At 69.9% G+C, this 25,568-nt stretch carries 24 protein-coding genes; 11 read left to right on the top strand and 13 right to left on the bottom strand.

The genetic code is table 11. The features are described 5' to 3' along the window. Nucleotides 1–28 precede the first annotated feature (28 nt). The 5 genes from ACFOW8_RS11335 to ACFOW8_RS11315 form a co-directional block, all read right to left on the bottom strand. Nucleotides 29–1,165, bottom strand: a complete 1,137-nt coding sequence (locus tag ACFOW8_RS11335) for an Mrp/NBP35 family ATP-binding protein (protein WP_378549725.1) — start codon at nucleotides 1,163–1,165, stop codon at nucleotides 29–31. Between the two features lie 20 nt (nucleotides 1,166–1,185). Then, nucleotides 1,186–2,046: a lytic transglycosylase domain-containing protein gene (locus tag ACFOW8_RS11330; protein WP_378549722.1), complete on the bottom strand. Its 861-nt coding sequence runs from the start codon at nucleotides 2,044–2,046 to the stop codon at nucleotides 1,186–1,188. Nucleotides 2,047–2,112: 66 nt separating this feature from the next. Continuing rightward, entirely contained in the window at nucleotides 2,113–3,489 is a 1,377-nt protein-coding gene (locus ACFOW8_RS11325) for a lytic murein transglycosylase (protein WP_378549719.1), read from the bottom strand. 115 nt (nucleotides 3,490–3,604) lie between these two features. Next, complete coding sequence (locus ACFOW8_RS11320) at nucleotides 3,605–4,195, bottom strand: DUF1003 domain-containing protein (RefSeq protein ID WP_378549716.1); 591 nt, start codon at nucleotides 4,193–4,195, stop codon at nucleotides 3,605–3,607. Next, complete coding sequence (locus tag ACFOW8_RS11315) at nucleotides 4,192–5,475, bottom strand: magnesium transporter MgtE N-terminal domain-containing protein (RefSeq protein WP_378549713.1); 1,284 nt, start codon at nucleotides 5,473–5,475, stop codon at nucleotides 4,192–4,194. Before ACFOW8_RS11315 ends, ACFOW8_RS11320 begins: the two co-directional genes overlap by 4 nt. 33 nt (nucleotides 5,476–5,508) lie before the next feature. Here ACFOW8_RS11315 and ACFOW8_RS11310 point away from each other — a divergent pair, with 33 nt between their 5' ends. Genes ACFOW8_RS11310 through ACFOW8_RS11300 form a run of 3 tightly spaced genes read left to right on the top strand, consistent with a single transcriptional unit; the run spans nucleotide 5,509 to nucleotide 7,558 of the window. Then, nucleotides 5,509–6,465, top strand: coding sequence for an HpcH/HpaI aldolase/citrate lyase family protein (locus ACFOW8_RS11310; RefSeq protein WP_378549710.1), 957 nt, complete (start codon nucleotides 5,509–5,511; stop codon nucleotides 6,463–6,465). A gap of 12 nt (nucleotides 6,466–6,477) precedes the next feature. Further along, complete coding sequence (locus ACFOW8_RS11305) at nucleotides 6,478–6,972, top strand: general stress protein (RefSeq protein ID WP_378549707.1); 495 nt, start codon at nucleotides 6,478–6,480, stop codon at nucleotides 6,970–6,972. Between the two features lie 4 nt (nucleotides 6,973–6,976). Continuing rightward, a complete protein-coding gene (locus ACFOW8_RS11300; protein WP_378549704.1) occupies nucleotides 6,977–7,558 on the top strand; it encodes a suppressor of fused domain protein in 582 nt (193 codons plus the stop codon). On the opposite strand, the gene ACFOW8_RS11295 is transcribed toward ACFOW8_RS11300, so the two are convergent. Further along, the gene (locus ACFOW8_RS11295) at nucleotides 7,555–8,631 is read right to left on the bottom strand and encodes a magnesium and cobalt transport protein CorA (RefSeq protein WP_378549701.1); all 1,077 of its coding nucleotides are present in this window, start codon (nucleotides 8,629–8,631) and stop codon (nucleotides 7,555–7,557) included. The genes ACFOW8_RS11300 and ACFOW8_RS11295 overlap by 4 nt on opposite strands. 78 nt (nucleotides 8,632–8,709) lie before the next feature. Here ACFOW8_RS11295 and ACFOW8_RS11290 point away from each other — a divergent pair, with 78 nt between their 5' ends. The 5 genes from ACFOW8_RS11290 to ACFOW8_RS11270 all read left to right on the top strand — a co-directional run bounded on the left by ACFOW8_RS11290 (nucleotide 8,710) and on the right by ACFOW8_RS11270 (nucleotide 13,340). Then, entirely contained in the window at nucleotides 8,710–9,564 is an 855-nt protein-coding gene (locus ACFOW8_RS11290) for a PHP domain-containing protein (RefSeq protein WP_378549698.1), read from the top strand. After that, nucleotides 9,561–9,827, top strand: a complete 267-nt coding sequence (locus ACFOW8_RS11285; RefSeq protein ID WP_378549695.1) for a hypothetical protein — start codon at nucleotides 9,561–9,563, stop codon at nucleotides 9,825–9,827. Before ACFOW8_RS11290 ends, ACFOW8_RS11285 begins: the two co-directional genes overlap by 4 nt. Nucleotides 9,828–9,878: 51 nt before the next feature. Further along, entirely contained in the window at nucleotides 9,879–11,426 is a 1,548-nt protein-coding gene (locus ACFOW8_RS11280; protein WP_378549692.1) for an FAD-binding protein, read from the top strand. A gap of 410 nt (nucleotides 11,427–11,836) precedes the next feature. Further along, entirely contained in the window at nucleotides 11,837–13,057 is a 1,221-nt protein-coding gene (locus ACFOW8_RS11275; protein WP_378549689.1) for an NAD(P)-dependent malic enzyme, read from the top strand. Between the two features lie 73 nt (nucleotides 13,058–13,130). Next, the gene (locus tag ACFOW8_RS11270) at nucleotides 13,131–13,340 is read left to right on the top strand and encodes a hypothetical protein (protein WP_378549686.1); all 210 of its coding nucleotides are present in this window, start codon (nucleotides 13,131–13,133) and stop codon (nucleotides 13,338–13,340) included. 189 nt (nucleotides 13,341–13,529) lie between these two features. On the opposite strand, the gene ACFOW8_RS11265 is transcribed toward ACFOW8_RS11270, so the two are convergent. The 4 genes from ACFOW8_RS11265 to ACFOW8_RS11250 form a co-directional block, all read right to left on the bottom strand. Continuing rightward, on the bottom strand, nucleotides 13,530–14,237 hold the full coding sequence (locus ACFOW8_RS11265) for an ABC transporter permease (RefSeq protein ID WP_378549683.1): 708 nt from the start codon (nucleotides 14,235–14,237) through the stop codon (nucleotides 13,530–13,532). A gap of 76 nt (nucleotides 14,238–14,313) precedes the next feature. Next, nucleotides 14,314–14,982, bottom strand: a complete 669-nt coding sequence (locus ACFOW8_RS11260) for an ABC transporter permease (RefSeq protein WP_378549680.1) — start codon at nucleotides 14,980–14,982, stop codon at nucleotides 14,314–14,316. Next, nucleotides 14,979–16,127 carry an ABC transporter ATP-binding protein gene (locus ACFOW8_RS11255; RefSeq protein ID WP_378549677.1) on the bottom strand — a complete coding sequence of 383 codons (1,149 nt, stop codon included), beginning with the start codon at nucleotides 16,125–16,127 and terminating at the stop codon, nucleotides 14,979–14,981. Before ACFOW8_RS11255 ends, ACFOW8_RS11260 begins: the two co-directional genes overlap by 4 nt. Before the next feature lie 8 nt (nucleotides 16,128–16,135). Next, nucleotides 16,136–17,020, bottom strand: coding sequence for an ABC transporter substrate-binding protein (locus tag ACFOW8_RS11250; protein ID WP_378550708.1), 885 nt, complete (start codon nucleotides 17,018–17,020; stop codon nucleotides 16,136–16,138). A gap of 243 nt (nucleotides 17,021–17,263) precedes the next feature. Between ACFOW8_RS11250 and ACFOW8_RS11245 the strand changes: the two genes are divergently transcribed. Together ACFOW8_RS11245 and ACFOW8_RS11240 are read left to right on the top strand one after the other, a co-directional pair. Next, nucleotides 17,264–18,118, top strand: a complete 855-nt coding sequence (locus tag ACFOW8_RS11245; RefSeq protein ID WP_378549674.1) for a glycine betaine ABC transporter substrate-binding protein — start codon at nucleotides 17,264–17,266, stop codon at nucleotides 18,116–18,118. Nucleotides 18,119–18,363: 245 nt separating this feature from the next. Next, entirely contained in the window at nucleotides 18,364–19,752 is a 1,389-nt protein-coding gene (locus tag ACFOW8_RS11240; protein WP_378550706.1) for a DHA2 family efflux MFS transporter permease subunit, read from the top strand. A gap of 73 nt (nucleotides 19,753–19,825) precedes the next feature. Here the strand turns inward: ACFOW8_RS11240 and ACFOW8_RS11235 are convergent, their stop codons facing one another. Beyond that, nucleotides 19,826–21,391 carry a molybdopterin-dependent oxidoreductase gene (locus ACFOW8_RS11235; protein ID WP_378549671.1) on the bottom strand — a complete coding sequence of 522 codons (1,566 nt, stop codon included), beginning with the start codon at nucleotides 21,389–21,391 and terminating at the stop codon, nucleotides 19,826–19,828. Nucleotides 21,392–21,857: 466 nt separating this feature from the next. On the opposite strand from ACFOW8_RS11235, the gene ACFOW8_RS11230 reads away from it, so the two are divergent. After that, nucleotides 21,858–22,568 carry a cutinase family protein gene (locus ACFOW8_RS11230; RefSeq protein WP_378549668.1) on the top strand — a complete coding sequence of 237 codons (711 nt, stop codon included), beginning with the start codon at nucleotides 21,858–21,860 and terminating at the stop codon, nucleotides 22,566–22,568. 52 nt (nucleotides 22,569–22,620) lie between these two features. Here the strand turns inward: ACFOW8_RS11230 and ACFOW8_RS11225 are convergent, their stop codons facing one another. Both ACFOW8_RS11225 and ACFOW8_RS11220 read right to left on the bottom strand, forming a co-directional pair. After that, nucleotides 22,621–23,571 carry an SDR family NAD(P)-dependent oxidoreductase gene (locus ACFOW8_RS11225; protein ID WP_378549665.1) on the bottom strand — a complete coding sequence of 317 codons (951 nt, stop codon included), beginning with the start codon at nucleotides 23,569–23,571 and terminating at the stop codon, nucleotides 22,621–22,623. A 160-nt stretch (nucleotides 23,572–23,731) separates the two neighbouring features. After that, nucleotides 23,732–25,525 (bottom strand): AMP-dependent synthetase/ligase, encoded by a 1,794-nt coding sequence (locus ACFOW8_RS11220; protein WP_378549662.1) that lies wholly within the window; start codon nucleotides 25,523–25,525, stop codon nucleotides 23,732–23,734. Nucleotides 25,526–25,568: the final 43 nt, after the last annotated feature.

Raw genomic sequence — 25,568 nt, 5'->3', positions numbered from 1 at the left:
CGCCCGCGCCCGGTGAGCTACCCATGTTCTACAGGTGACGGGTGGTATCGATCCCGAGGGACATGCCAGCCAGCCCGCGCTTGCGGACGGCGAGCTTGTCGGCGACCTCGAGCAGCGCCTTGGCGGCCGGGCTGTCCGGGTCGCCGAGCACGATCGGAGTGCCCTCGTCGCCGCCCTCGCGCAGCGCCTGCTCGATCGGGATCTGGCCGAGCAGCGGCACCGTCGCGCCCACCGCGCGGGTGAGCCGGTCCGCCACGGCCTGGCCGCCGCCGGAGCCGTACAGCTCCATCCGCGAGCCGTCGGGCAGGTCGAGCCAGGACATGTTCTCCACCACGCCGGCGATCCGCTGCCTGGTCTGCAGGGCGATCGCGCCGGCGCGCTCGGCCACCTCGGCGGCCGCGGCCTGCGGGGTGGTGACCACCAGGATCTCGGCGTTGGGGATCAGCTGGGCGATGGAGATGGCCACGTCACCGGTGCCGGGCGGCAGGTCGAGCAGCAGCACGTCCAGATCGCCCCAGAACACGTCGGCCAGGAACTGCTGCAGCGCGCGGTGCAGCATCGGGCCGCGCCACACCACCGGGGTGTTGCCCTGGGTGAACTGCGCGATCGAGATCATCTTCACGTCGTGCGCCACCGGCGGCATGATCATCCGCTCGACCTGGGTCGGGCGGGCGTCGGTGCCGAGCATGCGCGGAATCGAGTGTCCGTAGATATCGGCGTCGAGCACACCGACCGACAGCCCGCGCTCGGCCAGCGCGACCGCCAGGTTCGCGGTGACACTGGACTTGCCGACACCACCCTTGCCGGAGGCGACAGCGTACACCCGGGTGAGCGAACCGGGCTGGGCGAACGGGATCACCGGCTCGGCCGAATCGCCGCGCAGCGACTTGCGCAGCTCGGTGCGCTGCTCGTCGCTCATCACGTCGAGGTCGACGGTCACCGCGCCTGCGCCGGGCACATCCGCGACGGCCTTGGTGACACGCTGCACGATCTCGGTCCGCAGCGGGCACCCCGACGTGGTCAGGTACACCTCGACATGCACGTCACCGCTCTCGGCGATGGCGATCGACTTGACCATCCCCAGCTCGGTGATCGGCTTGCGGATCTCCGGGTCGTCGACCTTCGCGAGCGCCGCCCGCACATCCGCTTCCGCAATCACTGGCATATGCCCGATTTTAGGCTGTCTCAGATTCGGGGGAGGTCTTGGGGCTTCGGGGCGAGGCCACTGGAGTAGGAGGTGGACCAGGCCATCACATTGGCCACGTAGGCCATCGAGTTGTTGTAGCGCAGGATTGCCTTGGACTGCTGGGACAGGTCGCGCATGTTCAGGCCGCCGTCGCAGAGGTAGCGGCCCGCGGTGAGGGCGGCGTCGAACAGGTTCTGTGGGTCGGCGATCCCGTCGGCGTTCCCGTCGGCGGCGTAGCGCTGCCAGGTTTCGGGCAGGAACTGCATCGGGCCGACCGCGCGGTCGTAACCGCCGAGACCGTCGAGCTCGCCGCCGTCGCTGTCGTAGATGACGTGGTTGCCGTAGAGGCTGCCGTCGAGGACCGGTCCGTAGACGGCCTTGATCGGATTGCCGTCGGCGTCGGCTTTGCCGAAGGCGTGGGTGGACTCCACCCGGCCGATGCCCGCCAGTAGCGACCACGACATGCCGCAGTTCGGATTCTCCACGGCCAGTTGCTCTTCGGCGTTCTGGTAGGCCGCGACCGCGATCCCGGGAATTCCCAGGGGGCCGGCGGGAATATCGGCGGCGACCCGATCGCCGGGCAGCGCAACGGTTTTCACCTCGGGTGTGGCCGAGGCCGATAGGCGTGCCTCCGCGTGCTCGACCATGGCCGGGTCGGCCTGTGGCGCGGCGACGAGGTCGGGGGCGGCCGCCTCTGGATCGAGCTCGGGCAGGTCGTGTTCCACGGCGGCGGTCGTGGGGGTTGAAGCGTCGGTCGCGGCGGCGGTGACGGCCACGAGTCCGGCGGGAACCAATCCGGTCAGAGCGATGAGCGAGCTACGTCGAACGTTGGTAGCGGGCTGTTTCCGATGGCGACCCATGGTTCGAGGCTACCGCATCCGAGACCTTTTTGTTACCCCTCCGTGATCTGAATATCGGTTTGATTTCTACGGGGCGGGCGGACCGGGCGGCAGCGGGATGACGATGTTGAACGGCAACGTGATTCCCGGCTGCTGGGTCGGCTCGGGAGCCGCGGGCGCCGGCTCGGCGGGAGCGGGTTCCTCGGTCGTCGCGATGCCCGGTTCCGGTGTCTTCTCCGGTGCCATCGGCGCCGGGCTCTCCGCGGGCGTGGGCTCGGCGGGTTCGGGCGTGCACACCGGCGCGGGCGCCTGCTCCGGCTGGGCCGGATCCCGCGGTGCCGCGGCGCCGAAGGTCTGTTCGAGCGGCCTGCCCGGTTCGATCGGGTTCGGCATCTGCGCCGGGACCGGATCGCCGGTACATACCTCGGGAACCGGGGCGGGCGCCGGGCAGAAGATGCCGCACGGAATCGGCGGCAGCCCGGGCAGGGTGATCATCACCTCCGTGGGCGTGGTGACCTTGGGGGTGTTCGGCGGCAACTGGTCGACCGTCGACGGCGGTGCCGCCGTGACCGGCGCGTCGGTGACCGCGGCCAGCACATTCGGCGCCACCGTCGGCGCGCTGCCAGGCGGCACGATATCGGGGGAGATGGTCACCTGGCTCGGCGCGCCGCCGGTGCGGTAGGCGGCCGACCAGCTCAGCACATTGGCCGCGTAGGACATCGAGTTGTTGTAGCGCAGTACCGCGCGCAATTCCTGGGCCGCGTCGCGCAGATTCAGCCCGCCCGAGCACAGGTACTTGCCCGCCCCGAGCGCGGCGTCGAATACGTTGTGCGGGTCGCTGGCGCCGTCACCGTTGCCGTCGGCGGAGTACAGCGCCCAGGTGCTCGGCAGGAACTGCATGGGACCGACGGCACGGACGAAACCGCCGTCGGCCTCGCGGATGATCTCGTTGCCCGGCAGGGTGCCGTCCAGTGCGGGACCGAAGATCGGCGTCGTGGAGGTGCCCGCCGCGTCGGTGCGGCCGTTGCTGGCGTGCCCCGACTCGATCCGGCCGATGCCGGCCAGCAGGTTCCAGGTGAGCCCGCAGCCCGGCTGGGCGGATTCCAGCGCCAGCTCGGCATTGCGATAAGCGGCGAGCACGATCTCCGGGATGCCTAGCGCGCCGCTGCCCGCGGGGAGCGAGATGCTCTGGAGTGGAACGGTTCCGGCAAACGGGGCCAGACTGTTCGCCGACGGGGTGAGCGCGCGCAGCTTGCGCGGCGCCTCCTGCGTGATCGGCAGCAGCCCGACGATCTCGGAAGGGTCTGTCTCCCCGGTTTCTTCGGTGCTGCTCGCCGCGGCGGCGAGCAGTGCCTCCGGCGCGGTGGGCGCCTTGCTCGGCGCCGCGGTCTGCACGGTGGACCCGGAGGCGACCAGTCCCGCGACGACAAGGGCCGACATCGTTATCGGAGCAGAGATTCGCATTGCGGCCACACCAACCCTTTACGTCGAAGCAGCGGCCCGCAAGTCCCCCTCCGGCCCGCCCGGAACAACGTGATCCAGGTTACCCACCGGTCAGAAGGTTGTAGAGCATTTCCGGTTACTCAGCTTGCCCAGCTGGCGAAACCGGGGCGGCACCGGGGGTTTGACCGGAGGTTTTCTTGCGGGAAGTCTTCCGCTTCTTGGGTGCCTTCGGCGCGCCGTCGGGTGCGGTGACCGCGTCGATCCGGTCGAGCACCTCCCGGATCTCCTCCAGCTCACGGCGCAGATAGTCGCGGGTGGCGACATCGCCGACCGCCAGGCGCAGCGAGGCCAGCTCGCGGGCGAGGAACTCGGTATCGGCCTTGGTCTGCGCGGCTCGGCTGCGGTCCTCCTCCAGCGAGACCTTGTCCCGGTTGTCCTGGCGGTTCTGCGCCAGCAGGATCAGCGGCGCCGCGTAGGCGGCCTGGGTGGAGAATGCCAGGTTGAGCAGGATGAACGGATAGGGGTCCCAGCGCAACGCCACCACGAACACGTTCAGCACGATCCACACGATCACGATCACCGTCTGGATCGCCAGATATCGCCCGGTGCCGAGGAACCGCGCCACCCGCTCGCTGCTGCGCGCGAACGCCTCGGAGTCCCAGTCCAGGCGCAACCGCGAACCGACCGGGGTCTCCAGCCGTAACCGGGCGGGATTCTTCTCGCTCATAGTCCGCTTCCCTCCGCGAGGGGCTCTTCTTCCTCGCGCCAGTCCTCCGGCAGCAGGTGGTCGAGGACATCGTCGACGGTGACCGCCCCGAGTAGATGGTTCTCGGTGTCGACCACCGGTCCGCACACCAGGTTGTAGGTGGCGAAGTAGCGGGTGATCGCCGCGAGCGGCAGTTCCGGCGACAGCGGCATCAGATCGGCGTCGACCATGCCGCCGACCAGATGCGCCGGCGGCTCGCGCAACAGCTGCTGGATGTGCACGCAGCCGAGGTAGCGGCCGGTGGGCGTCGCGGTCGGCGGGCGCACCACGAAGACCATCGAGGCCAGCGCCGGGGTGAGGTCGGGGTCGCGGACCCGGGCCAGTGCCTCGGCGACGGTGGTGGACGGGCCGAGCACCACCGGTTTCGGTGTCATCAGACCGCCCGCGGTGTCGGGGGAGTGCGCGAGCAGCCTGCGCACCGGTTCGGACTCCTCCGGGTCCATCAGGGCGAGCAGCGATTCGGCCTCGCTCTCGGGCAGCTCGCCGAGCAGGTCGGCGGCGTCGTCGGGGTCCATCGCCTCCAGCACGTCAGCAGCGCGGCGCACCTCGAGATGGCCGAGCAGGTCCACCTGGTCGTCGTCGGGCAGCTCTTGGACGACATCGGCGAGGCGACCGTCGTCGAGCGCGAGCGCCACCTCCACGCGGCGCTTCTCCGGCAGCTCGCGCAACCGGTGGGCGACATCGGCGGCGCGCAGCCCCTCGAACTGTTCGAGCAGGGTGGTGACGTCCTGGCCGGGCCGGTCGACATCGGCCGGGGTCAGTCCGTCCACCTGCGACCAGTCGACCACGTGCACGGTGCGCCTGCGCCCGATCCGGCGATGTCCGCGCACCGCGACCCGGCCGATCACCCAGTCCCGTGTCCTGGTCTGCTCGATCCCGAGATCGGCGACGAACACATCCACCCCGTCCAGGTCGGGCAGACCGGGATCGTTCACCCGCACCTGGGTGTCCACGATCTGGGCAAGGGCCAGCATCTCACCGGGTCGCTGGGCGAACCGGCGCAGGCTCACGGTGCCGGTATTGAGCGTGACGATGCCGGGCTCGATCGCGGTGACCCGCAGCATCGGCACGAAAATCCTTCGCCGGGTGACCAGTTCGACCACCAGTCCGTGCACCCGCGGTTGCTGGCGGCCGTGCCGGACGGCGACGACCACGTCGCGGACCCGGCCGATAGACTCCCCGTCCGGGCCCAGCACCGTCAGACCGGCGAGCCGGGCAACGTACACCCTGGTGGTTGCCATGGCCTTCAGGTTAGGCGAATGGAGGAGGAGCCCATGCAGCCCCGCCGATCGGTGCTCGCCGTCCCCGGCAGCAACCCGAAGATGATCGCCAAGGCCAAGGGCCTGCCGGTGGACGAGATCTTCCTCGACCTCGAGGACGCGGTGGCGCCGGGCGCCAAGGCCGCCGCACGGGCCAATGTGGTCGCGGCGTTGCACGAACCAGGCTGGGGCTCGCAGCTGCGGGTGGTCCGGGTCAACGACTGGTCCACCGAGTGGACCTACGCCGATGTGATCATGGTGGTCGAGGGCGCGGGCGCCGCGCTCGACGCGATCCTGCTGCCCAAGGTGACCGACGCCGCCCAGGTGCAGGCCCTCGATCTGTTGCTGACCCAGCTGGAGAAGGCCAGCGGCCTCGAGGTGGGCCGGATCGGGATCGAGCCGCAGATCGAGAACGCCATGGGGCTGCGCAATATCGATGCCATCGCCACCGCGAGCCCGCGCGTGCAGACACTCGTGTTCGGCCCAGCGGATTTCATGGCCAGTATCAATATGCGCACGCTGGTGGTCGGCGAGCAGCCGGAGGGCTACGACGTCGGCGACGCCTACCATCACATCCTGATGACCATCCTGCTCGCCGCCCGCGCGCACGGCCTGCAGGCGATCGACGGCCCGTACCTGCAGATCCGCGATGTCGACGGATTCCGCCGGGCCGCGAGCCGCACCGCCGCACTGGGTTTCGACGGCAAATGGGTGCTGCATCCCGGCCAGGTCGACGCCTGCAACGAGATCTTCAGCCCCCGCCAGCACGACTACGACCGGGCCGAATTGATCCTGGAGGCCTACGCGTTCCACACCTCGGCCGCGGGCGGCGCTCGTGGCGCGGTGATGCTCGGTGATGAGATGATCGATGAGGCGAGCGCGAAGATGGCGCAGGTGATCGCGGACAAGGGCAGGGCCGCCGGCATGACCCGCACGACGCGTTTCACTCCACCAACACCCGAGCAGAACTAGCAGAATGGGACTATGACGAATCCCTTGGGCAACCCGAATCGCGGACGGCAGGCGTTGCCGACGCCGCCGTCGGGCTGGCCGGTCGGCTCGTATCCGACCTACGCCGAGGCGCAGCGCGCGGTCGACTACCTGGCCGACGGGCAGTTCCCGGTGCAGGACGTGACCATCGTCGGCGTCGACCTGATGCAGGTGGAGCGGGTGCTGTACCGGCTCACCTGGGCCAAGGTCATCGGTGGCGGTGTGGTGTCGGGCGCCTGGCTCGGCCTGTTCCTCGGTCTGCTGCTCAGCCTGTTCACCACCACCGGCGGTGCGCTCGGCCCGCTGGCCGTCGGCCTGCTCGGTGGCATCGTGTTCGGCGTGATCACCACCTCCATCCCGTACGCGGCCACCCGTGGCCAGCGCGATTTCGCCTCGACCATGCAGCTGGTGGCGGGCCGCTACGACGTGCTGTGCGACCCGAAGACCGCCGAACGCGCCCGCGACATGCTCGCCCGATTGGCCCTGTGAACCGATGGATGTGGTGAACACGGTCCGCACCGCGGTGCTGGACCACTTCGGGGTGGCGCGCGATGCGGTCGACTCGGCCTCGGTGACCTTCCTCGGCCTCGAACCGATCGAGATCCTGCGCATCCCCGGCACCGACGCGGTGCACTACGCCACTCTGGGCGGGGCCAGGCATCCGATGGGCGACCCGGCCGACCTGCTGGCCGACCCGGTCCGCGGCCCGCGCGCCGAACTGGTGCTTTCGCTCCTGGCTTCGGCCGGACCGCAGGCAGGCGTAGCCAAGACCCTCGGCGTGCTCGTCGCCACACCGTCCGTGGAAGGTGTTGTGCTGCAAGCCGATGCGCTGCTCGACCTGGGAGAACCGTTGTGGCGCAACGCCTCGTTCACCGCGGTCCTGCTCAGCGAGAGCGAGATCGCCCCGGTCGACCTCCCTGAACCCGCCGACCCCGTCCGGTATTTCAGCGTCACCCCGGTCACCGCGACCGAAGCCGCCTGGGTCCGGGTCCGCGGCGCCCAGGCCCTGCGCGAGGCCTGGGCAGAGGCGGGCATCGATGTCCGCGACCCGGACCGCCGAGCGGTGAACCTCTAGATCCACTTGTTCCTGCGGAAGCTGCGGAACAGGATCGCGCAGATGACCACCATGATCGCGACCACCACCGGGTATCCCCACGGCTGGTGCAGTTCCCACATGTAGTCGAAGTTCATGCCGTAGATGCCGGCGATCATGGTCGGTATCGCGGCCATGGCGGCCCAGGCGGCGATCTTGCGCATGTCGGTGCTCTGCTGCACGCTGATCTTCGCCAGCGCGGCGTTGACCAGGCCCGACAGTGATTCGTCGAAGTAGGTGATGTGCTCGGTGGCGCTGGTGTGGTGATCGGCCACGTCGCGCAGGTAGCGGCGGATCTCCTTGGGTATCGGCATGTCCTCGTTCTGCACCAGCGTCTGCAGCGGTGTCCCCAGCGGCGCGACGGCTCTACGCAGTTCCACCACTTCGCGTTTGAGCTGATAGATCGACTCGATGCCCACCTTCGCCGCCGGGGTGAACACCGCCTCCTCCATCTCGTCGATATCCGACTCCACCGAATCGGCGACGGCAACATAGGAATCGACAACATGGTCGGCCACCGCGTGCAGCACCGAGCACGGTCCGAGCCGTAGCTGGTCCGGCTTGTCCTCCAGCTCCCTGCGCACCCCGGCCAGCCCGGTGTGCTCGCCGTGGCGCACGGTGATGGCGAAATGCGGGCCGGTGAAGACCATGATGTCGCCGGTCTCCACGATCTCGCTGATGGCGTGGATGTCGTGCTCGAGATACTTGACGGTGCGCATCACCAGGAACAGGGTGTTGTCGTAGCGCTCCAGCTTGGGTCGCTGCCTGCCCTGCACCGCGTCTTCCACGGCCAGCGGATGCAGCCCGAAGATCTCGGCGATCTCGGTCATCTGGCCCTCGTCGGGATCGTGCAGCCCCACCCAGACGAAACCGCTCACGGTCTCGTTGGCTTCGGTCAGCGCCTGCCGCGGGGTGAAGTGTCCGCGCAGCCGCTGTCCGTCGACATAGACACCGCAGTCCACGATGGCGCGTGCGGTCGGCACGGGGATCCGCGGCAGCGGCGGCGCCGTCCGGTTCTGGCCGCGAAACGACGGCATCTGCGGGAGGGAGGGCACGAACTCCGATGCTACGGCCACCGACGGACTCGGCGGTGGACCAGACGCGGGCCGAGACGGCACTGTAAGACTGAGAGGGTGCGCATAGATCTGCATACCCATTCGACGGCCTCCGACGGCACGGACAGCCCGGCCGAGCTGGTGCGCCGCGCCGCCGCGGCCGGGCTCGACGTCGTCGCGATCACCGACCACGACACCACCTCCGGCTGGGCCGAGGCCGAGGCCGCCCGGCCGCCCGGCCTGACCCTGGTGCGGGGTATGGAGATGTCGTGTCAGGGCATGGGTGAGGACGGGTGGCCGGTGCCGGTGCATCTGCTGGCCTACCTGTTCGACCCCACCGATCGGGGTTTCGCCGAGGAGCGTGAACGGCTGCGCGCCGAGCGGGTGGCGCGGGTGCGGGCGATGGCCGACAAGATGGTGGCCGACGGTCTGCCGATCGATCCCGACGCGGTGCTCGCCGGTGCCGGTCCGGCGGCGGGCAGGCCGCATCTGGCCAGGGCGCTGGTCGCCGCCGGTGTGGTCGAGAGCGTCGACGCCGCGTTCCACGAGTTGCTCGCCCCGCACGGTCCGTACTACGCGGAGAAGGCGGACACTCCGCTGACCAGGGCGGTGCAGCTGATCGCCGCGGCGGGCGGGGTGAGCGTGCTCGCCCATGTGCGTGCCCGCAAGCGCGGCAGGCTGCTCGCGATCGACGAGATCAGGGACCTGGCCGCGCTCGGCCTCGGCGGGCTCGAGATCGACCACCCCGACCACAGCGCCGCCGATCGCGAGCGGCTGACCGATCTCTCGGCCGAGCTCGGCCTGCTGCGCACCGGATCCTCGGACTACCACGGCAGCAACAAGACCATCGCGCTCGGTGCCTGCCACACCGATCCCGAACAGTTCGAGGCGCTGATCGGCAAGGCGAGTGGGGTGCCGGTGATCGCGTCGTGACGCTGATCCGCGGGATCAGCGGCATCGTCGCCGGTGGGGTGGTCGTGCTGCTCGGCGTGGTGGTCGGCGCGGCGGTGATCGGGGCGCGCAGGGACTTTCCCGGGCCCGGCGCCGAATCGCTGACCTGGCATGTGGTGGCCGCGGTGACCGTTGTCGCCGCCCAGGTCTACGCCGATCGGCATCGGGGGGCGGCTGCCTTCGCCGGGTCGGCGATCGTGCTCGGTGTGGCGGGCGGGTTGCTCTGGACACAATGGTGGGGTTGATGGGCGCGTAATGGTTGCGCACGGGTGAACTGTGCCGGAATATTTCTCTTTGTGACCAGCATCGAGACGGATGTGCTCATTCTCGGCGGTGGCCCCGCCGGGCTCTGGGCCGCCGTCTCCGCGGCGGCCGAAGGGGCGCGCGTCGTGCTGGTGGACAAGAGCCGCTGCGGGTCCAACGGCCCGACCGTCTACGGCAGCACCACGCTGTGGGACATCCCGCCCGGCCGGTCCAGGACCGAAGCGGTGGACCGTGCGCTGCGCGGCGGCGGTGGTCTCGGCGACGAGGCGTGGCTGCACCGGATGGTCGACGAGACCCACCGGCGGTTGCGGGTCTGGTCCGGTATCAGGCACCGCGGTCCCGACGGCGCCGATGGCGATCCGCCGGTCGCGCGGCTCGACGGGGCCAGTTACCTGCGCCGCCTGCGGCGCGGCGCGCTGGAAGCCGGGGTGCGCATCCTCGATCATCATCCGGCGCTGCAGTTGCTCGCCGATCCGGCGGGCACCATCGTCGGGGCGGCGGGCGTCCAGCGGCACAACAAGTTCCGGCCGTGGACGATTCGCGCCGGCGCGGTGGTGGTCGCCACCGGTGGCTGCGCCTTCCTCTCGGGCGGGGCAGGCACCGAGGTGAACACCGGCGAAGGTCTGCTGATGGCGGCCGAGGCCGGCGCCGAACTGTCCGGAATGGAATTCTCCAGCGCGTACGGCCTGGCCCCGGTGCTGGCCAAGGTGCACCCGAATCCGGCTGTCGCCCCCGGACTCTCGGTGCGGTTCGCCGCGCTCTACGACGACGGCGGCCGGGAGCTGGCCGGTGGCTATCCGGCCGCGCTGACCGCGCTGGCCGACGGCCGCAGGGTGTTCGCGGCGCTGCACGAGGTGCCCGACACGGTGCGGCACTGGCTCAGCAGGCACGGCGCGGTCGACGCGGTGGGCCGGGTGCCGGTGCGCGCGGTGCTCACCGGGACCGTCGCAGGTGCGGGCGGACTCGCGCTGACCGGCACCGACTGCGCGACCACCGTGCGTGGGCTCTTCGCCGCGGGCGCGGTGGCCGGGCGCGAGGTCGTCTTCGGGGCGGCCGGGCCGACCGGTGGCCCGCGTGGCGCGTGGGCGCTGTCCTCGGGTACCTGGGCCGGTGCCGGTGCGGCCGCCTTCGCGCTGGACGCAGGGCGGGCGGATGACGCGCGTCCGGTGCCAGGCGGCGGACTCGGTCCGCACGCTCACCTCGACCCACGCGCCGTCATCGGGCTGGTGCAGGAACACACCCTGCCCTTGCGGCGCAGCTATCGCCGCAGCGCGGGCAGCCTGCGCGACAGCATCGCCGAGCTGGACTCGATCTGGCCGGCCGCGCGCTACGAACTGGGTGGGATCGGTGCCGGACAGGTGCGGGCAAGGCAGGCCGCAGCGTTGCTCGCGGTCGCGCGGTGGGCGGGCTACAGCGCGCTGGTGCGCACCGAGAGCCGCGGCATCCACCGGCGCGTCGATCACCCGGAACCGGCCGTCGGCTGGCAGGTCGGCCAGCGCTGTGGTGGGCTGGACACGGTGTGGGTGCGGCGGTGCGTCGCGGCCGCCGAGCTCACCGCGAGCCGACCCGCCACGGTGTGATTGTTCACCGGCTGTTCCCTCGCGGTCGCGAGATTTCGCTAACGCCACGGCAATTCCCCGCGGCTACGCTCGGTCCATGAAGCGTGGCCGGGTGACACACCGAACCGGTTTGGCAAGTGGTCGCCACGGCTGGCAGAATATTGCGGATTCCCTGCCCTTGCCACCGCCGGGTACGGGAACCAAGGTGGCCTCCGCTCCGCGACGCACCGTCGCGGCCGACGGCCGACCCGTTTGTTCCCCGGACCACCCGTCCGGCTCCGCTCGGCGGACCAGTGTCGCGCCACTCGAACCCGGTTTCGCCGGTGTTTTCGCAGGCTGCGCACCCACGAGCGCTTCGAATATTCCGTGATCCCGATATACCCGGCGGTAACCGTCCCCCGGTTGAGTCCGACTCGAGCAGGAGTGAAATCGTGTCATCTGTGACTGACGCACCGAATGCCACCGCGGCGCCCAAGGCCGATGACGCAGCGAGCCTCGCTGCCATCACCCACGACGAGATCTTCGCGGGTCACCTCGGCGGCAAGCTGTCGGTAGAGCTCAGCGCTCCGCTCGAGACCCAGCGTGACCTCTCGATCGCCTACACGCCCGGCGTCGCCCAGGTCAGCCGCGCGATCGCTGACGACCCGGCGCTCACCAAGACCTACACCTGGACCGATCGCCTTGTGGTCGTGGTCAGCGACGGCACCGCCGTGCTCGGCCTCGGCGACATCGGCCCGCGTGCCTCGCTGCCGGTGATGGAGGGCAAGGCGGCGCTGTTCAAGAAGTTCGCCGGGCTGAACTCGATCCCGCTGGTGCTCGACACCACCGATCCGGACGAGATCGTCGAGACTCTGATCCGGCTGCGCCCGAGCTTCGGCGCGGTCAACCTGGAGGACATCTCGGCGCCGCGCTGCTTCGAGATCGAGCAGCGGGTGATCGAGGCGCTCGACTGCCCGGTCATGCATGACGACCAGCACGGCACCGCCATCGTGGTGCTCGCCGCGCTCAAGGGCGCCGCCGCGCAGCAGGGCAGGGACATGTCGGCGCTGAAGGTCGTCGTCTCCGGTGCGGGCGCGGCCGGTGTGGCCTGCGCCAACATCCTGCTGGCCGCCGGGGTGCCCGATGTGGTCGTGCTCGACTCCAAGGGCATCGTGAGCACCGGCCGCGACGGTCTCAACGGCGTGAAGGCCGATCTGGCCGCCCGCAGCAACCCGCGCGGCCTGACCGGTGGCGCCGCCGAGGCGCTGGCGGGCGCCGACGTGTTCCTCGGCCTGTCCGCGGGCACCATTCCCGAGGAGCTCATCGCCTCGATGGCGCCGCAGTCGATCGTGTTCGCCATGTCGAACCCCGACCCGGAGATCCACCCGGACGTGGCCGCCAAGTACGCCGCGATCGTGGCCACCGGGCGCAGCGACTTCCCGAACCAGATCAACAATGTGCTCGCCTTCCCCGGCGTGTTCAAGGGCGCGCTCGACGCGGGTGCCCGCCGGATCACCGAGGGTATGAAGGTCGCCGCCGCCGACGCCATCTTCGGCGTGGTCGCCGAGGAGCTCGCCGTGGATCGCATCATCCCGAGCCCCCTCGACCCGCGGGTCGCACCGGCCGTCGCCGAGGCGGTGGCCGAGGCCGCGCGCGCCGAGGGCGTCGCGTAGCCGCACACCGACACAGCCGAAGCGCCCTGTTCCCGGAACGGGGCGCTTCGCGGCTTTCTGGGATCATCGGGGCATGACGACGATCAGCGTGCATCTCCCCGCCGAGCTGGCAGCGCAGCTGACCGCGGCGGCCGGTGCCGATGGCATCTCGGTGAACGCGGCCGTGGTGGCGGCGGTCCAGGACTGGCTGCACGTCCAGGCCCAGCGGGCCAACGAGCGCGCCAGGATGCGATCCGTGCTCGCGGGCGACCCGCAACTGCGGGCACTGCTCGGCGACGACTGACGCGGCGATCCAGGGGCCCGCAGCGGCGCGATATCCACCCCGCGCAGCAGAACGGCGCGGTGGCGAGCAGTTCGTGGCTCCCACGTGCCACCTGCCTCGCGCGGCGCACTCGTCTGGGCGGATCGCCCTGGTACTCACCTGGCACACGGTCTGGCACGGTCGAGCTGCCGCCTCCGCCTGGGTGGTGCCCTACTTGCTGACGGTGGACGCGTCGGTCCCGACGATCGTCCCCCGTGCCAATCGCCCGCTGCCCGGCGCGCTCACCCACACCGCGGCGGCCAGCAGCGCATCGAGCACCAGCGCGAGCGCCGCCACCAGCAGTCCGCCGACCAGCACCAGGTCGTAGCGGTAGAGCCCGATCCCGTCGAAGATGTAGCGACCGAGCCCACCGAGGTTGACGTAGGCCGCGATCGTCGCGGTCGCCACCACCTGCAGGGTGGCGCTGCGCAGCCCACCGAGCAGCACCGGCATGGCATTGGGGACCTCGACCCGGAACAGGATCTGCGACTCGGTCATCCCCATCGCCCGCGACGCGTCGACCACATCGGCGGGCACATTGGCGATGCCCGCGTACGCCCCGGCCAGCAGTGGCGGGATCCCGACCGTGATCAGCGCGAGCAGCGGCGGAATGAGCCCGAGCCCGAGGCCGAGCACCAGGAAGGTGAGCAGACCCAGCGTCGGCAGGGCCCGCATGGCATTGGCGAAGCCGACGAGCAGCGCACTGCCGCGCCGGGTGTGCCCGATGGCGAGGCCGAGCGGTACCGCGATCACCGCCGACAGCGCGACAGCGAGGAAGCTGTACCAGAGATGTTGCAGCAGCCGCTGATCGATGCCTGACGGCCCGCCCCAGTTCGCACCGTCGGTCAGGTACTGCCACGCGTCGACGAACAGATTCATGCCGGTTCCTTTCGGCAGCCGAGCGCAGCGGGGGCTGGCTGCGGGCTCGGCGCCGCGACGTTGGTCCTCGGTGTGGTCATGACGCCGTCCGCGCGGTCTTCGGCCCGCGCGTCCCGGCGCGGACCCATGGGGTCGCGAGCCTGCCGAGCGCGAACACCAGCCGGTCGAAGATCAGCGCGAGCGCGAGTGTGACGATGATGCCGGCGATGATCTGGTCGGGATAGTCGCGCTGATAGCCCTGGGTGAACAGCTTGCCGAGTCCGCCGACCCCGATCAGCGCGCCAACCGACACCATCGCGATATTGGTGACCACGACCACCCGCAGGCTCGACACGAACACCGGTAGCGCCAGCGGCAGATCGACGGTGAGCGTGCGCCGCAGCCGCCCGAACCCGATGGCGTCCGCGGCGTCGGCCACCTCGGCCGGGACGGTGTCGAGTGCCGACGGCACCGCGATGAGCAGCAGCGCCGTCGAGTACACGGTGAGCGCGATGACCACATTGAGCGGGTCGATCGCCGAAAGCCCGACCAGCGGAGGGATGATGACGAACAGCGCGAGCGAAGGAATGGTGTAGGCCAGGCTCGACGCCGTCGTCGTGATCTTGCGTGCCAACCCGTTGCCGCGGATCAGCGCACCGACCGGCACCGCGATGAGCAGCCCGAGCAGCAGCGGAACCAGGGCGAGCACCAGATGTTCCCTGGTGATCGCCATGATGTCGGCGAAGTTGTCGATGAGGTACGTCACGAGACGCCCTGTTCGAAGAATTCCCGATTGCGTTCGGCGTCTTCGGCTTCGCGCTGCCGTGCCAGCCTGGTCAGCACGTCGGTGGCGAGTACTCCGCCGCGCACCGCGCCTTCGCCGTCGACGGCGACGCCGATGCCGGAGGGGGAGGAGATGGCCGCGTCGAGCGCCTGGCGCAGGTCACCGTCTCGGGTGAAAAGCGAACCGCCTGCCGACACGCTCGTCGCGACGGGATTTCCGGCACGGACGCCCTCGACTCCGGTGACATCGACCCAGCCGCCGGGTTTGCCATCGGCGTCGACGACGAGCGCCCACTCGCCCTGCGCGAGCCGCAAACCGGCCACCTCGTCCGCCGCGACGGTGCGGATCGGCGTGAGCTCGAGATCTGTGGCGGTGCGGAACGACAGCGCACGGTAGCCGCGATCCCTTCCGACGAAGCCGGCGACGAAATCGGTGGCAGGCTGGGCGAGTACCCGGTCCGGCGCGTCGTACTGCTGCAGCACGCCGCCGCGGCCGAACACCGCGATCCGGTCGCCGAGGGTGATGGCCTCGTCGATGTCGTGGGTGACGAACACGATCGTCTTGTGCAGTTCGGCCTGCAGCCGCTGCATCTCCACCTGGAGTTCGGCGCGCACCACCGGGTCGACGGCACTGAACGGCTCGTCCATCAGCAATACCGGCGGGTCGGCGGCGAGCGCCCGTGCCACCCCGACCCGCTGTTGCTGGCCGCCGGACAGTTGCGCCGGATACCGTTGCGCGAGTTCGCGATCCAGGCCGACCCGGTCGAGCACCTCGAGCGCGTCGGCCCTCGCCCGTTTGCGCGGCCTGCCGAGCAGCATCGGCACCGTCGCCACATTGTCGATCACCTTGCGGTTGGGCAGCAGCCCGCCGCTCTGGATCACGTAGCCGATGCCGAGCCGCAACTTCACCGGGTCGACCGAGGCGATATCGCGCCCGTCGATCGTGATGGTGCCCGCGCTCGGGTCGACCATGCGGTTGATCATCCGCATCGAGGTGGTCTTGCCGCAGCCGGACGGGCCGACGAACACGGTGAACGATCCCGACTCGATCCGCAGATCCAGTGCGCGGACCGCCTCGGTGCCATCGGGATAGGTCTTCTCGATTCCGCGGAATTCGATGTCGGACAACAGATCTCCTAGCCGATGGGGGAGTCGAGGCCCTGTGCGGTGATCCAGGCGAGCGCGGCCGCCTTCGGCTCGATCTTGCTGTCGCCGGAGACCGCCGTGTTCAGCGAGATCAGTTCGGTGGTGGTGAGTTTGGCCGAGACGGCGTCGAGCACGGCCACCGCCTTGTCGGTCCGCTTGGCGGCGTTGAACAGCGGCACCACGTTCTGGGCGGCGAAGTTGCTCGCCGGATCGGTGAGCACCACCAGGTCGTTCTGGGCGATAGCCGGTGAGGTGGTGAAGATATCGGCCGCGGTGACCTGGCCGTCGACCAGGGCGCGGACCGTGGCCGGGCCGCCACCGTCGGCGATCGGCACGAAGTTGGCCTCGCTGATCTCGAGCCCGTAGTTCTTCGCGAGACCGGGCAGCCCGCCTGGCCGCTGCGCGAATTCAGCGGGCGCGCCGAACTTCACCTCGGCGGAGTGCGGGGCGAGGTCGGCGATGCTGGTCAGGCTCCAGTTCTCGGCCGTCTCGCGGGTGACCACGACCGCGTCCGAGTCCTGACCCGGCGCCGGGGTGGCGATGGCCAATTCGCTGCCGAGGGCCGCGGTCAGCGCCGCGTTCACCTCGGGTTCCGCGGTGGCGGTGGCGTCTTTGTTCAAGTACTGCAGCAGGTTTCCGGTGTATTCCGGGATCAGCGAGATCGCGCACTGGCGTAGCGCCGGAATATAGGCCTCGCGGCTGCCGATATTGAATTTCGTATCGACCTTGAACCCGTTGATCCGCAGCACCTCGGTGTAGATATTGGCCACGGTCTCGGATTCGGGGAAATTGGCCGACCCGATGATCAGGTCGTCGCTGGCGCAATCGCCCTTGGCGGCGAGCGGATCGGAGTTGCCGCAGGAGGCCACGATCATGGCGGCCGCGAGCGCGACGGCGGCGGCGAGCACCCGACCCGCGCGAACTGCGAGGCGGCGGGCCGGTCGGCGTGGTCCGTGTACTCGGGAGACGACGGTTTTCACAGGGGTCCTTCCGGCAAAGGCGGGCAGTGCGCTGTGCGTGCGGCCATCGGGCCGCGGGTACATTCTGGTTGTTCATACTGCCCGCGTCGCGCCGAATCGCGCGGGTGGTCCGCGAAGACGGAAAGTTGGTGTCGCCGGATGGTGTCGGGAGCGCTGCGTTCGGCTGTCGCTGCTTTTCTGCTCACGACCTGCGCTTTCACCACGATTTCGTGCGCTGGTGGCGAGCCGGAACGGGTAGTCGCGGTCGGTGCGGATTCCTCGACCGAATCGGTTCTGCTCGCGCAGATCTACGCGCAGGCGCTGGCGCGCACCGGCACCGCCGCCGTCGTGCGTGACTCGGCGACCCCCATGGCCGATCTCGATGCGGGCCGGATCACGGTGCTGCCGGCCCGCAACGGCGCCCTGCTCGACCGCTGGAACCCCGAATCCGCCGCCAACACCCCCGCGGCCGTCGGCGCGGCCGTCAATGCCGCCCTCCCCCAGGGGCTGTCGGTCTCCGACCCCGCCGACGGCACCGATCTGCGGCCCCGGCTGCTGGTCACCCCGGAGCTCGGCATCACCACCGTCGCCGACCTGGACCCGCGCTGCGCCGAACTCACCGCCGGCACCGCCACCGTCGCAGGCCTCGACCCGGTGCGGGTACCGGCCGTCGCCGGCTGCGCTGTGCGCACCGCCAGGGCCTACCCCGACCCCGCCGCCCTCCGACATGCCCTGCGCGCGGGCGAGGTCGGAGTCGGCATCGTCAACGGCCCACCCGCCGACCCCGACCTCGCCGACCTGCTGGTCCTCGACGACCCCGACTACGCGTTGCGCGCGGAGAACATCCTCACCGTGTACCGCTCCGGCGTCTTCGACCGGCGGCAGCTGAAGAAGCTGAACTACGTCGCGGGCGAACTCACCACCGAGGAGCTGGTCGACCTGGTCCGCCAGGCCGAGAACGGCGCCGAGGCATCGGTTCTCGCCCGGACGTGGCTGGACGATCACGGACTCTGACCGCACGGGTAATCGGGTCGGGGTGATCCCGATGTCGACTTCGCCGGCGAATGTGGCGCGCCCACTCGGCTCGACGCGCACGAGCTACCGCCGCCGCGCGGTCTGCAGCCGGGCGTCTGTCCAGTAGGGTGAACACCATGTCGGCACCGCGCGAAGGGTCGGAATCAGTGGTCGGCACCGAGCCGGAAGCGGCGCCCCGGCGCAATCCGTGGCTGGCGCTGTTCGCGCTGGTGGTCGGGTTCTTCATGATCCTGCTCGACATGACGATCGTCGCGGTCGCCAATCCGGCCATCATGGCCGACCTGCACACCGATATCTCCTCGGTCATCTGGGTGACCAGCGCGTATCTGCTCACCTACGCGGTGCCGCTGCTGGTGACCGGGCGGCTCGGGGACCGGTTCGGGCCGAAGAACATCTACCTGATCGGCCTGGCGATCTTCACCGGCGCGTCACTGTGGTGCGGGTTGTCCGGCAGCATCGGGATGCTGATCGCCGCGCGCGCCGCGCAGGGCGTCGGCGCCGCGCTCATGACGCCGCAGACGATGGCGGTGATCACCCGTACCTTCCCGCCGGACCGGCGCGGCGCGGCGATGGGGCTGTGGGGCGGGGTCGCCGGGCTTGCGACGCTGGTGGGCCCGATCCTCGGCGGGGTGCTGGTCGACAGTCTCGGCTGGGAATGGATCTTCATCGTCAACGTGCCGGTCGGCATCATCGCGTTCGGGCTCGCGGTCTGGCTGGTGCCCGCGTTGCCGACCAGTGAGCACCGGTTCGACCTCGTCGGCGTCGTGCTCAGCGGTGTCGGCATGACAGCGCTGGTGTTCGGTATCCAGGAGGGCAACGCACAGGACTGGTCGCCGCTGATCTGGTTGCTGATCGGTTTCGGGCTGGTGATGTTGGTGCTGTTCGTGCGCAACCAGGCCCGCAACACCGGCGAACCGCTGGTGCCGCTGAGCCTGTTCCGCGACCGCAATTTCTCGCTGGCCAATATCGCGATCGCCACCATGGGTGCCGCGGTCACCGCGCAGATGCTCCCGGCGTACTTCTACCTGCAGGCGGTGCGCGAGCTGTCGCCGACCTCGTCGGCGCTGGTGTTCGCGCCGATGGCGATCACCACCGGCGTGGCCGCCCCGTTCATCGGCCGGTTCTCCGACCGGCTACCGCCCCGGCTGGTGCCCACCGTCGGCTTCGCCCTGTTCGCGGCCTCGATCTTCGCCTTCGCCGGGCTGATGCGTCCGGACTCGGAGATCGGCTGGTTCCTGGTCGTGGCCGCCGTGGCCGGCTTCGCCAACGCCTGCATCTGGGCGCCGCTGGCCTCCACCGCCACCCACAACCTGCCGGTCGCCCAGGCCGGAGCGGGCGCGGGCGTCTACAACACCACCCGCCAGGTGGGTTCGGTGCTCGGCAGTGCCGCCATCAGCGCCTTGATCGCGGCCAGGCTCGCGGCCAACGGGCTCGGCGGCGGCGCCCCGATCGGCGAGGGCACCGCCACCGGCCCACTGCCACCGCAGATCGTCGACGAGTTCAGCACGTCGCTGGCGCAGGCGATGCTGTTGCCCGCCGTCATCCTGCTCGTAGGCCTCGCGGCGGCGGCCATGTTCGTCGGGCACGGCGAGTCCGCGAAAGTCCCGCGCTGAACGACCACAAATCGGTTCGCGTGCCTGGATTTCGACCGATCCGCGTGATTGTGAACGAGCAGCGTGGTCGGAGCTAGTCCCGCACCTGAATGGTGAGAGTCGGATAGCCGGTGGCACCGTCGGGAATCACGTCCTGTCCGACCGCGGTCTGGGTGCCTGCCGGGTCGGCGCTGCGGGCGCGGATGGTGTGCTGACCCGGCGTGGCGTCCCACTCGAAGACCCATTGCCGCCAGGTATCGATCGACACCTCAGTCGACAGGCGGGCAGGCTGCCAGTCGCCGTTGTCGATCTGTACCTCCACCCCGGTGATCCCGCGATGCTGCGCCCAGGCCACCCCCGCGATCGTCGTGCGCCCCTGCGGGATCCGGCCGCGGCCGCGCGGGGTGTCGATGCGAGTGCCGGTCTTGATCGGGCCGCGCGCCGACCAGCCGCGGCGGGTCCAGTAGGCGGTGGCACGGTCGAACCGGGTGACCTCGAGTTCGGTCACCCACTTGGTGGCCGACACGTACCCGTACAGACCCGGTACCACCAGCCGCGCCGGATACCCGTGCTCCACCGGCAGCGGTTCGCCGTTCATGCCGATCGCGAGCAGCGCGTCCCGGCCGTCGGTGAGCGCGGACAGCGGGGTTCCCGCGTTCCAGCCGTCGGTGCTGTGCGAGAGCACCATGTCGGCCTCGGGCCGCGGGCCTGCCTCGGCGAGCAGTTCGTCGACCCGATAGCCGAGCCAGCGCGCGTTGCCGATCAGGTCGCCGTTGATCGGATTGGAGACACAGGCCAGCGTCACCAGCCGCTCCACCGGCGTGCGGCGCGCGAGATCGTCCCAGCTCAGCACGACTTCGCGTTCGACAAGGCCGTGGATGCGCAGCGACCACGAGTCGGTGGACACCTGCGGCACGATCAACGCGGTGTCGATCCGGTAGAACTCGCGGTTGGACGTGAGGTACGGGGTGAGCCCGGGCACCCGCAGATCCGCCTCCGGCGGCAGTTCGGGTAGCGGGGTCGCCGGGCTCGGCAGCGCGACGGTCGCGCGCTCGGCCGACACATTCGACCGCGCGCCCCCGAGCAGCCGTCCCGCCAGCCCGGCACCGACCGCGAACACGCCTGTCGCCGCGATGCCCCCGAGGATGGGCCTGCGTCCCACGCCCGCGGCTCCGGACCGGGATACCGTCACTGCCGAGTCGTCGCTTGCCGGAACCGTTGTCGCGCCGAGTGCCGGTGCGGCGGCGTCGATCCGGCGGGTGAGCGCGCGCAATGCGAGAATCCCCGCGGCGGTCCCGAGCAGCGCGGGCAGTGCCCCGGCCGGTGAACCTGCCCGGCTCGCCCCGATCACCGCGGCGACCACGCCGAATGCGCCGAAGGCGATCGATCCGATCGCCCGGTCGGTCCGCTCGACCAACCCCGCGAGCCCGGCGACGACCACCGCGACTACGCCCATGCACGCGAACAGCACGGCCTTGTCGCTGGTCCCGAATGTCTGGATCGCCCACTCCCGCACGCCGTCGGGCGTGTGATCGACGACGGTCGCCCCCAGCGCGTACGCGGGCGCGCTCTGCGCTCCGGCGAACACCGCGACCAGTTCCGCCACTCCGAGCACCAGCGCGGCGGCCACGATCCCGGCCACCACCCGCAACAACGCCATGAATCGAGCCTACTGCGCGCCGACTACCTCAACTGTGACCGAAGTATGACGGCCCGCCCGCCGACCGCAGATGTCGGCGAACGCGCGGTGACGTCGACATGGCCTCTGCGCAAGGAGATTCGGCGCCGAATTGCCGGGTTCGTCGTTCTCGGTGGCGCCGCTGGCGCCACGGCCCTGCACGTGGCCGACCCGGCCGAGCCGCCGACGGGGTTCGCGGCGGTCGGTGGGGCGGTGACCGTCTGCCCCCTGGGCGCCGCTGCCCGCGATCGCCACCGTATTCCGGCCGGCCGCCGCGCTGCTGGTCGGCGCCGCCGTCATCGCCTGCTGTCTCGTCGGCCCTGTGCGGAGCCGGCGCCCGTGCGCGCGAGTACCGCTGCCGACCCCGAGCCCGTCTGGCCGCCCTGTTGAGCGGCGCCGACGGTGTGGCGGGTGTTCGTCCGTCGGCATGGTCAGTAGTCTGCCGAGCATGCCTCCACGTCTTTCCGCGAGATTCGTGTGTTCGGCCATGATCGCCGCGGCGATTCCGCTGGCCTCGCCCCTGCAAGCCGCGCAGGCGGCGCCCTGCGCCGAGATCGAGGTGGTGTTCGCTCGCGGCACCGCCGAACCAGGGGGGAGTGTCGGCTTCACCGGCACCAGCTTCGCCGAATCGTTGCGCCTGAACTCGGGTGGCCGGTCGGTGGGCGTGTATGGGGTGAACTACCCGGCCAGCGCCGAGTTCGCCGACAAACTCGCCTTCGCGCACACCGTCCTGCAGGGGATCGGGGATGCGCGGCAGCGGATCGAACAGATCGCGGCTGGCTGCCCGGACACCGAGATCGTGCTCGGCGGGTATTCGCAGGGTGCGGCGGTCGCCGAGTTCGCCACCATGAGCGAGGTGCCGGAGGGGGTACCCGCCGAATACGAGAAGTACCTGCCGCCGCCGATGGCGCCGGAGGTGGCCGAACGGGTCACCGCCGTCGCCCTGTTCGGCAAGCCGTCGCAACGCTTCCTCCGTGATGCGGGCGCCCCGGTCCCCGTCCTCGAACCGTCCTACCGCACCAAGACGATCGACCTGTGCATCACCGGCGACAATATCTGCGATGGATCACCGCTGGCCCAGCCCAACGGTCTGCACGTCCTCTACAGCGTCAACGGAATGACCCTCACCGCCGCCGACTTCGCCCTGCAGCGCGGCTAGCGCCGAGCCGTGGGGCAGGCCGCGGATTCGCGACCTGCCCCACCGATTCGGATCAGTCGATCGGTTGCTGCTGCGGGAGCGCGGACTGCGGCGATCGCGGCGCCCGCGCCGATGCCGTTCCACGCGGCATTCTGTGGTGCACGCCGTGCAGCGCGTGCTTGACCACCCCGGGAATGAGCAGATTCAGCCAGGCGCCCGCGAGGCCGAGCAGGTCCTCGACGTGGTCGGGGCGGCGGATGATGGCATCGACCATCATGTCGACCGCGGCGTCGACGGGCAGCTTGGCGTACACGTGCAAGCCCTCCGGCGCGACCATGTCGGTGTCGATCAAGGGCAGGTGCACTCGGGTGAAAACAACTCCGTCGGACAGTGTTTCGATGGCCGCGATGCGCATGACCGCGTCCAGGGCGGCCTTCGAACCGATATAGGCGGCGAATTGCGGCGGATAGGTCAGCGTGGCGAGCGACGAGCTGGCGATGACCTGCGCGCCGTCCTTCTCACGCATGTCGGGTAGTAGTCGCAGGATCAGGCCGACCGCGCCGAAGTAGTTGATCCGCATGGTGCGTTCGAAATCGTGGAGTCGCTGGGTGGATTTCGCCAGCGGCCGTCGGATCGAGCGGCCCGCGTTGTTGACCAGGATGTCCGGTGCCCCGAACTCGACGAGCATGTCGTCGGCGAGCCGCTCGACACCCTCCTCGGTCGACAGGTCCGACGTGATGGCGAACGCGGTTCCGCCACTACTGCGGATCTCGGCGACCAGCTGATCCAATTCCGCTGTGCGGCGCGCGGTGACGACGGTGATCGCCCCCGCTTCGGCCAGCCGCATCGCCAGCCCGCGCCCGATCCCGCTGGAGGCGCCGGTGATCAGCACGGTCTTGCCCGCAACCCGGTCACGCAGGCTGGGGCGGAACGGGTGGGGGAACCGGACCGGTCCGGTCAGCGCGTTGCTGATGAGCCGCATGAGCTCGAACTCGGCCCACTGCAGGGCTTTACCACTGTTCATCATCGTCGAGAGTCCCCTTCGTCGAACACCACCTCGAACCCGCTGACCCTATCCGGGATCGGAATCCCCTGCCCGGCAAGCAATCCGAGATCCGGCCCCGAACAGCCGGAAGGCCGGTCGCGACGAGCGCAACCGGCCTTGGCGGAGAACTGCGGACGGATCAGCTGTAGATCTTGTCCACCTCGGACGCGTACTGCTTCATGACGACGGCGCGCTTGAGCGACATCTTCGGGGTGAGCTCGCCGCCCTCCTGGGTCCAGTCGACCGGGAGGATGCGGATCTTCTTGATCGCCTCGGCCTTGGAGACCTTCTTGTTGGTCTCGGCGACCGCGGCCTCGATCTCGGCGACCAGCGCGGTGTTCTCGATCAGGGTCTCGATCGCGGTGTCGGCGGCGACGCCGTTGCGGTCCTTCCAGCCCGGCAGGGCCTCCGGGTCGAGGGTGATCAGCGCGCCGATGAACGGCTGCCCGTCACCGACCACCATGACCTGGCTGATCAGCGGGTGCGCGCGCAGGGAGTCCTCGAGCACGGCGGGGGAGACGTTCTTGCCGCCCGCGGTGACCAGGATTTCCTTCTTGCGGCCGGTGATGGTGATGAAGCCGTCGGCGTCGATGGCACCGAGGTCACCGGTCTTGAACCAGCCGTCGTCGAAGGACTCGGCCGTGGCCTCCTCGTTCTGCCAGTAGCCGCCGAACACGACCGAACCCTTGAGCAGCAGCTCGCCGTCCTCGGCGATCTTGGCGGCGTGGCCCTGGATCGGGCGACCCACCGAACCCACCCGGATGTGCTGGGGGGTGTTCACGCTGAACGCGGCGGTGGACTCGGTCAGACCGTAGCCCTCGTAGATGGTGACGCCGACGCCACGGAAGAAGTGGCCAAGACGCGCGCCCAGCGGGCCGCCGCCGGACACCGCGGCCAGGCACTGACCGCCCAGCGCCGCCCGCAGCTTGCTGTAGACCAGCTTGTCGAAGACGAAGTGCTTGAGCTTGAGCAGCAGGTCGGGGCTGCCCTTCTCGAGCGCCTCGCTGTAGGCGATGGCGGTCTCGGCGGCGGCGTCGAAGATCTTGCCCTTGCCGCCGTCGTGCGCCTTCTGCTTGGCCGAGTTGTAGACCTTCTCGAACACGCGCGGCACCGACAGGATGAAGTCCGGCTTGAACTCGCCGAACTGCTCGACCAGGGTGGTCCAGTCCGAGGAGTGGCGGATGGTCACCTTCGAGTCGAAGGCGATCAGCGCCACCGCGCGGGCGAACACGTGCGCCAGCGGCAGGAACAGCAGGGTCTTCTGCCCCTCGGAGACGAACGCGGACAGCTCGATGCCGCCCGAACGCGACTCCGCGTACAGGTTCGCGTGGGTCAGCTGCACGCCCTTGGGCTTGCCGGTGGTGCCCGAGGTGTAGATCAGGGTCGCGGGCGAGGCCGCGCCGACCTGCTTGCGCCGCTCGTGCACGACCGCGTCGTCCAGCTCGGCGCCACGCTTGGTGAGCTCGCCGATCGCGTCCTTGTCGATCTGCAGGGTCTCGGCCAGCGCGGGCAGCGAACCGGTTTCGATCTCGTCGATCGTGGCGCGGTGCTTGTCGTTCTCGACGACCAGCAGCTTGGTCTCGGAATCCTGCAGGATCCACTTGGCCTGCTCGGCCGCCGAGCTGTCGTAGATCGCGACCGTGACGCCGCCGGCGGCCCAGATCGCGAAGTCGAGCAGCGTCCACTCGTATCGGGTCGCCGCCATGATCGCCACGCGGTCGCCGAGTCCGATACCGGACGCGATCAGACCCTTGGCGACGCCGGTGACGGCGGTGGCGAACTCCTTCGCCGTGACGTCGCTCCAGCCGCCGCTGCCGTTCGGGACGTTGAACAACACCGCGTTCGGTGACTCCTCGCCGAAGCGGAAGACGTTGTCGGAATTGTTCGCATCGTCCGGGATGGTGTAGGAAGCCGGAACTTCGAACTCTCGCATCAGTGCCCTTCCAGTGGGTTCTACTCGCCAGTAATCTACGACA

The organism is Nocardia rhizosphaerae (genome assembly GCF_042650365.1).
In the GTDB taxonomy this organism is placed as follows: domain Bacteria; phylum Actinomycetota; class Actinomycetes; order Mycobacteriales; family Mycobacteriaceae; genus Nocardia; species Nocardia rhizosphaerae.
The sequence above is the reverse complement of the archived record's forward strand: the minus strand, read 5'-3'. Positions and strand labels throughout refer to the sequence as shown.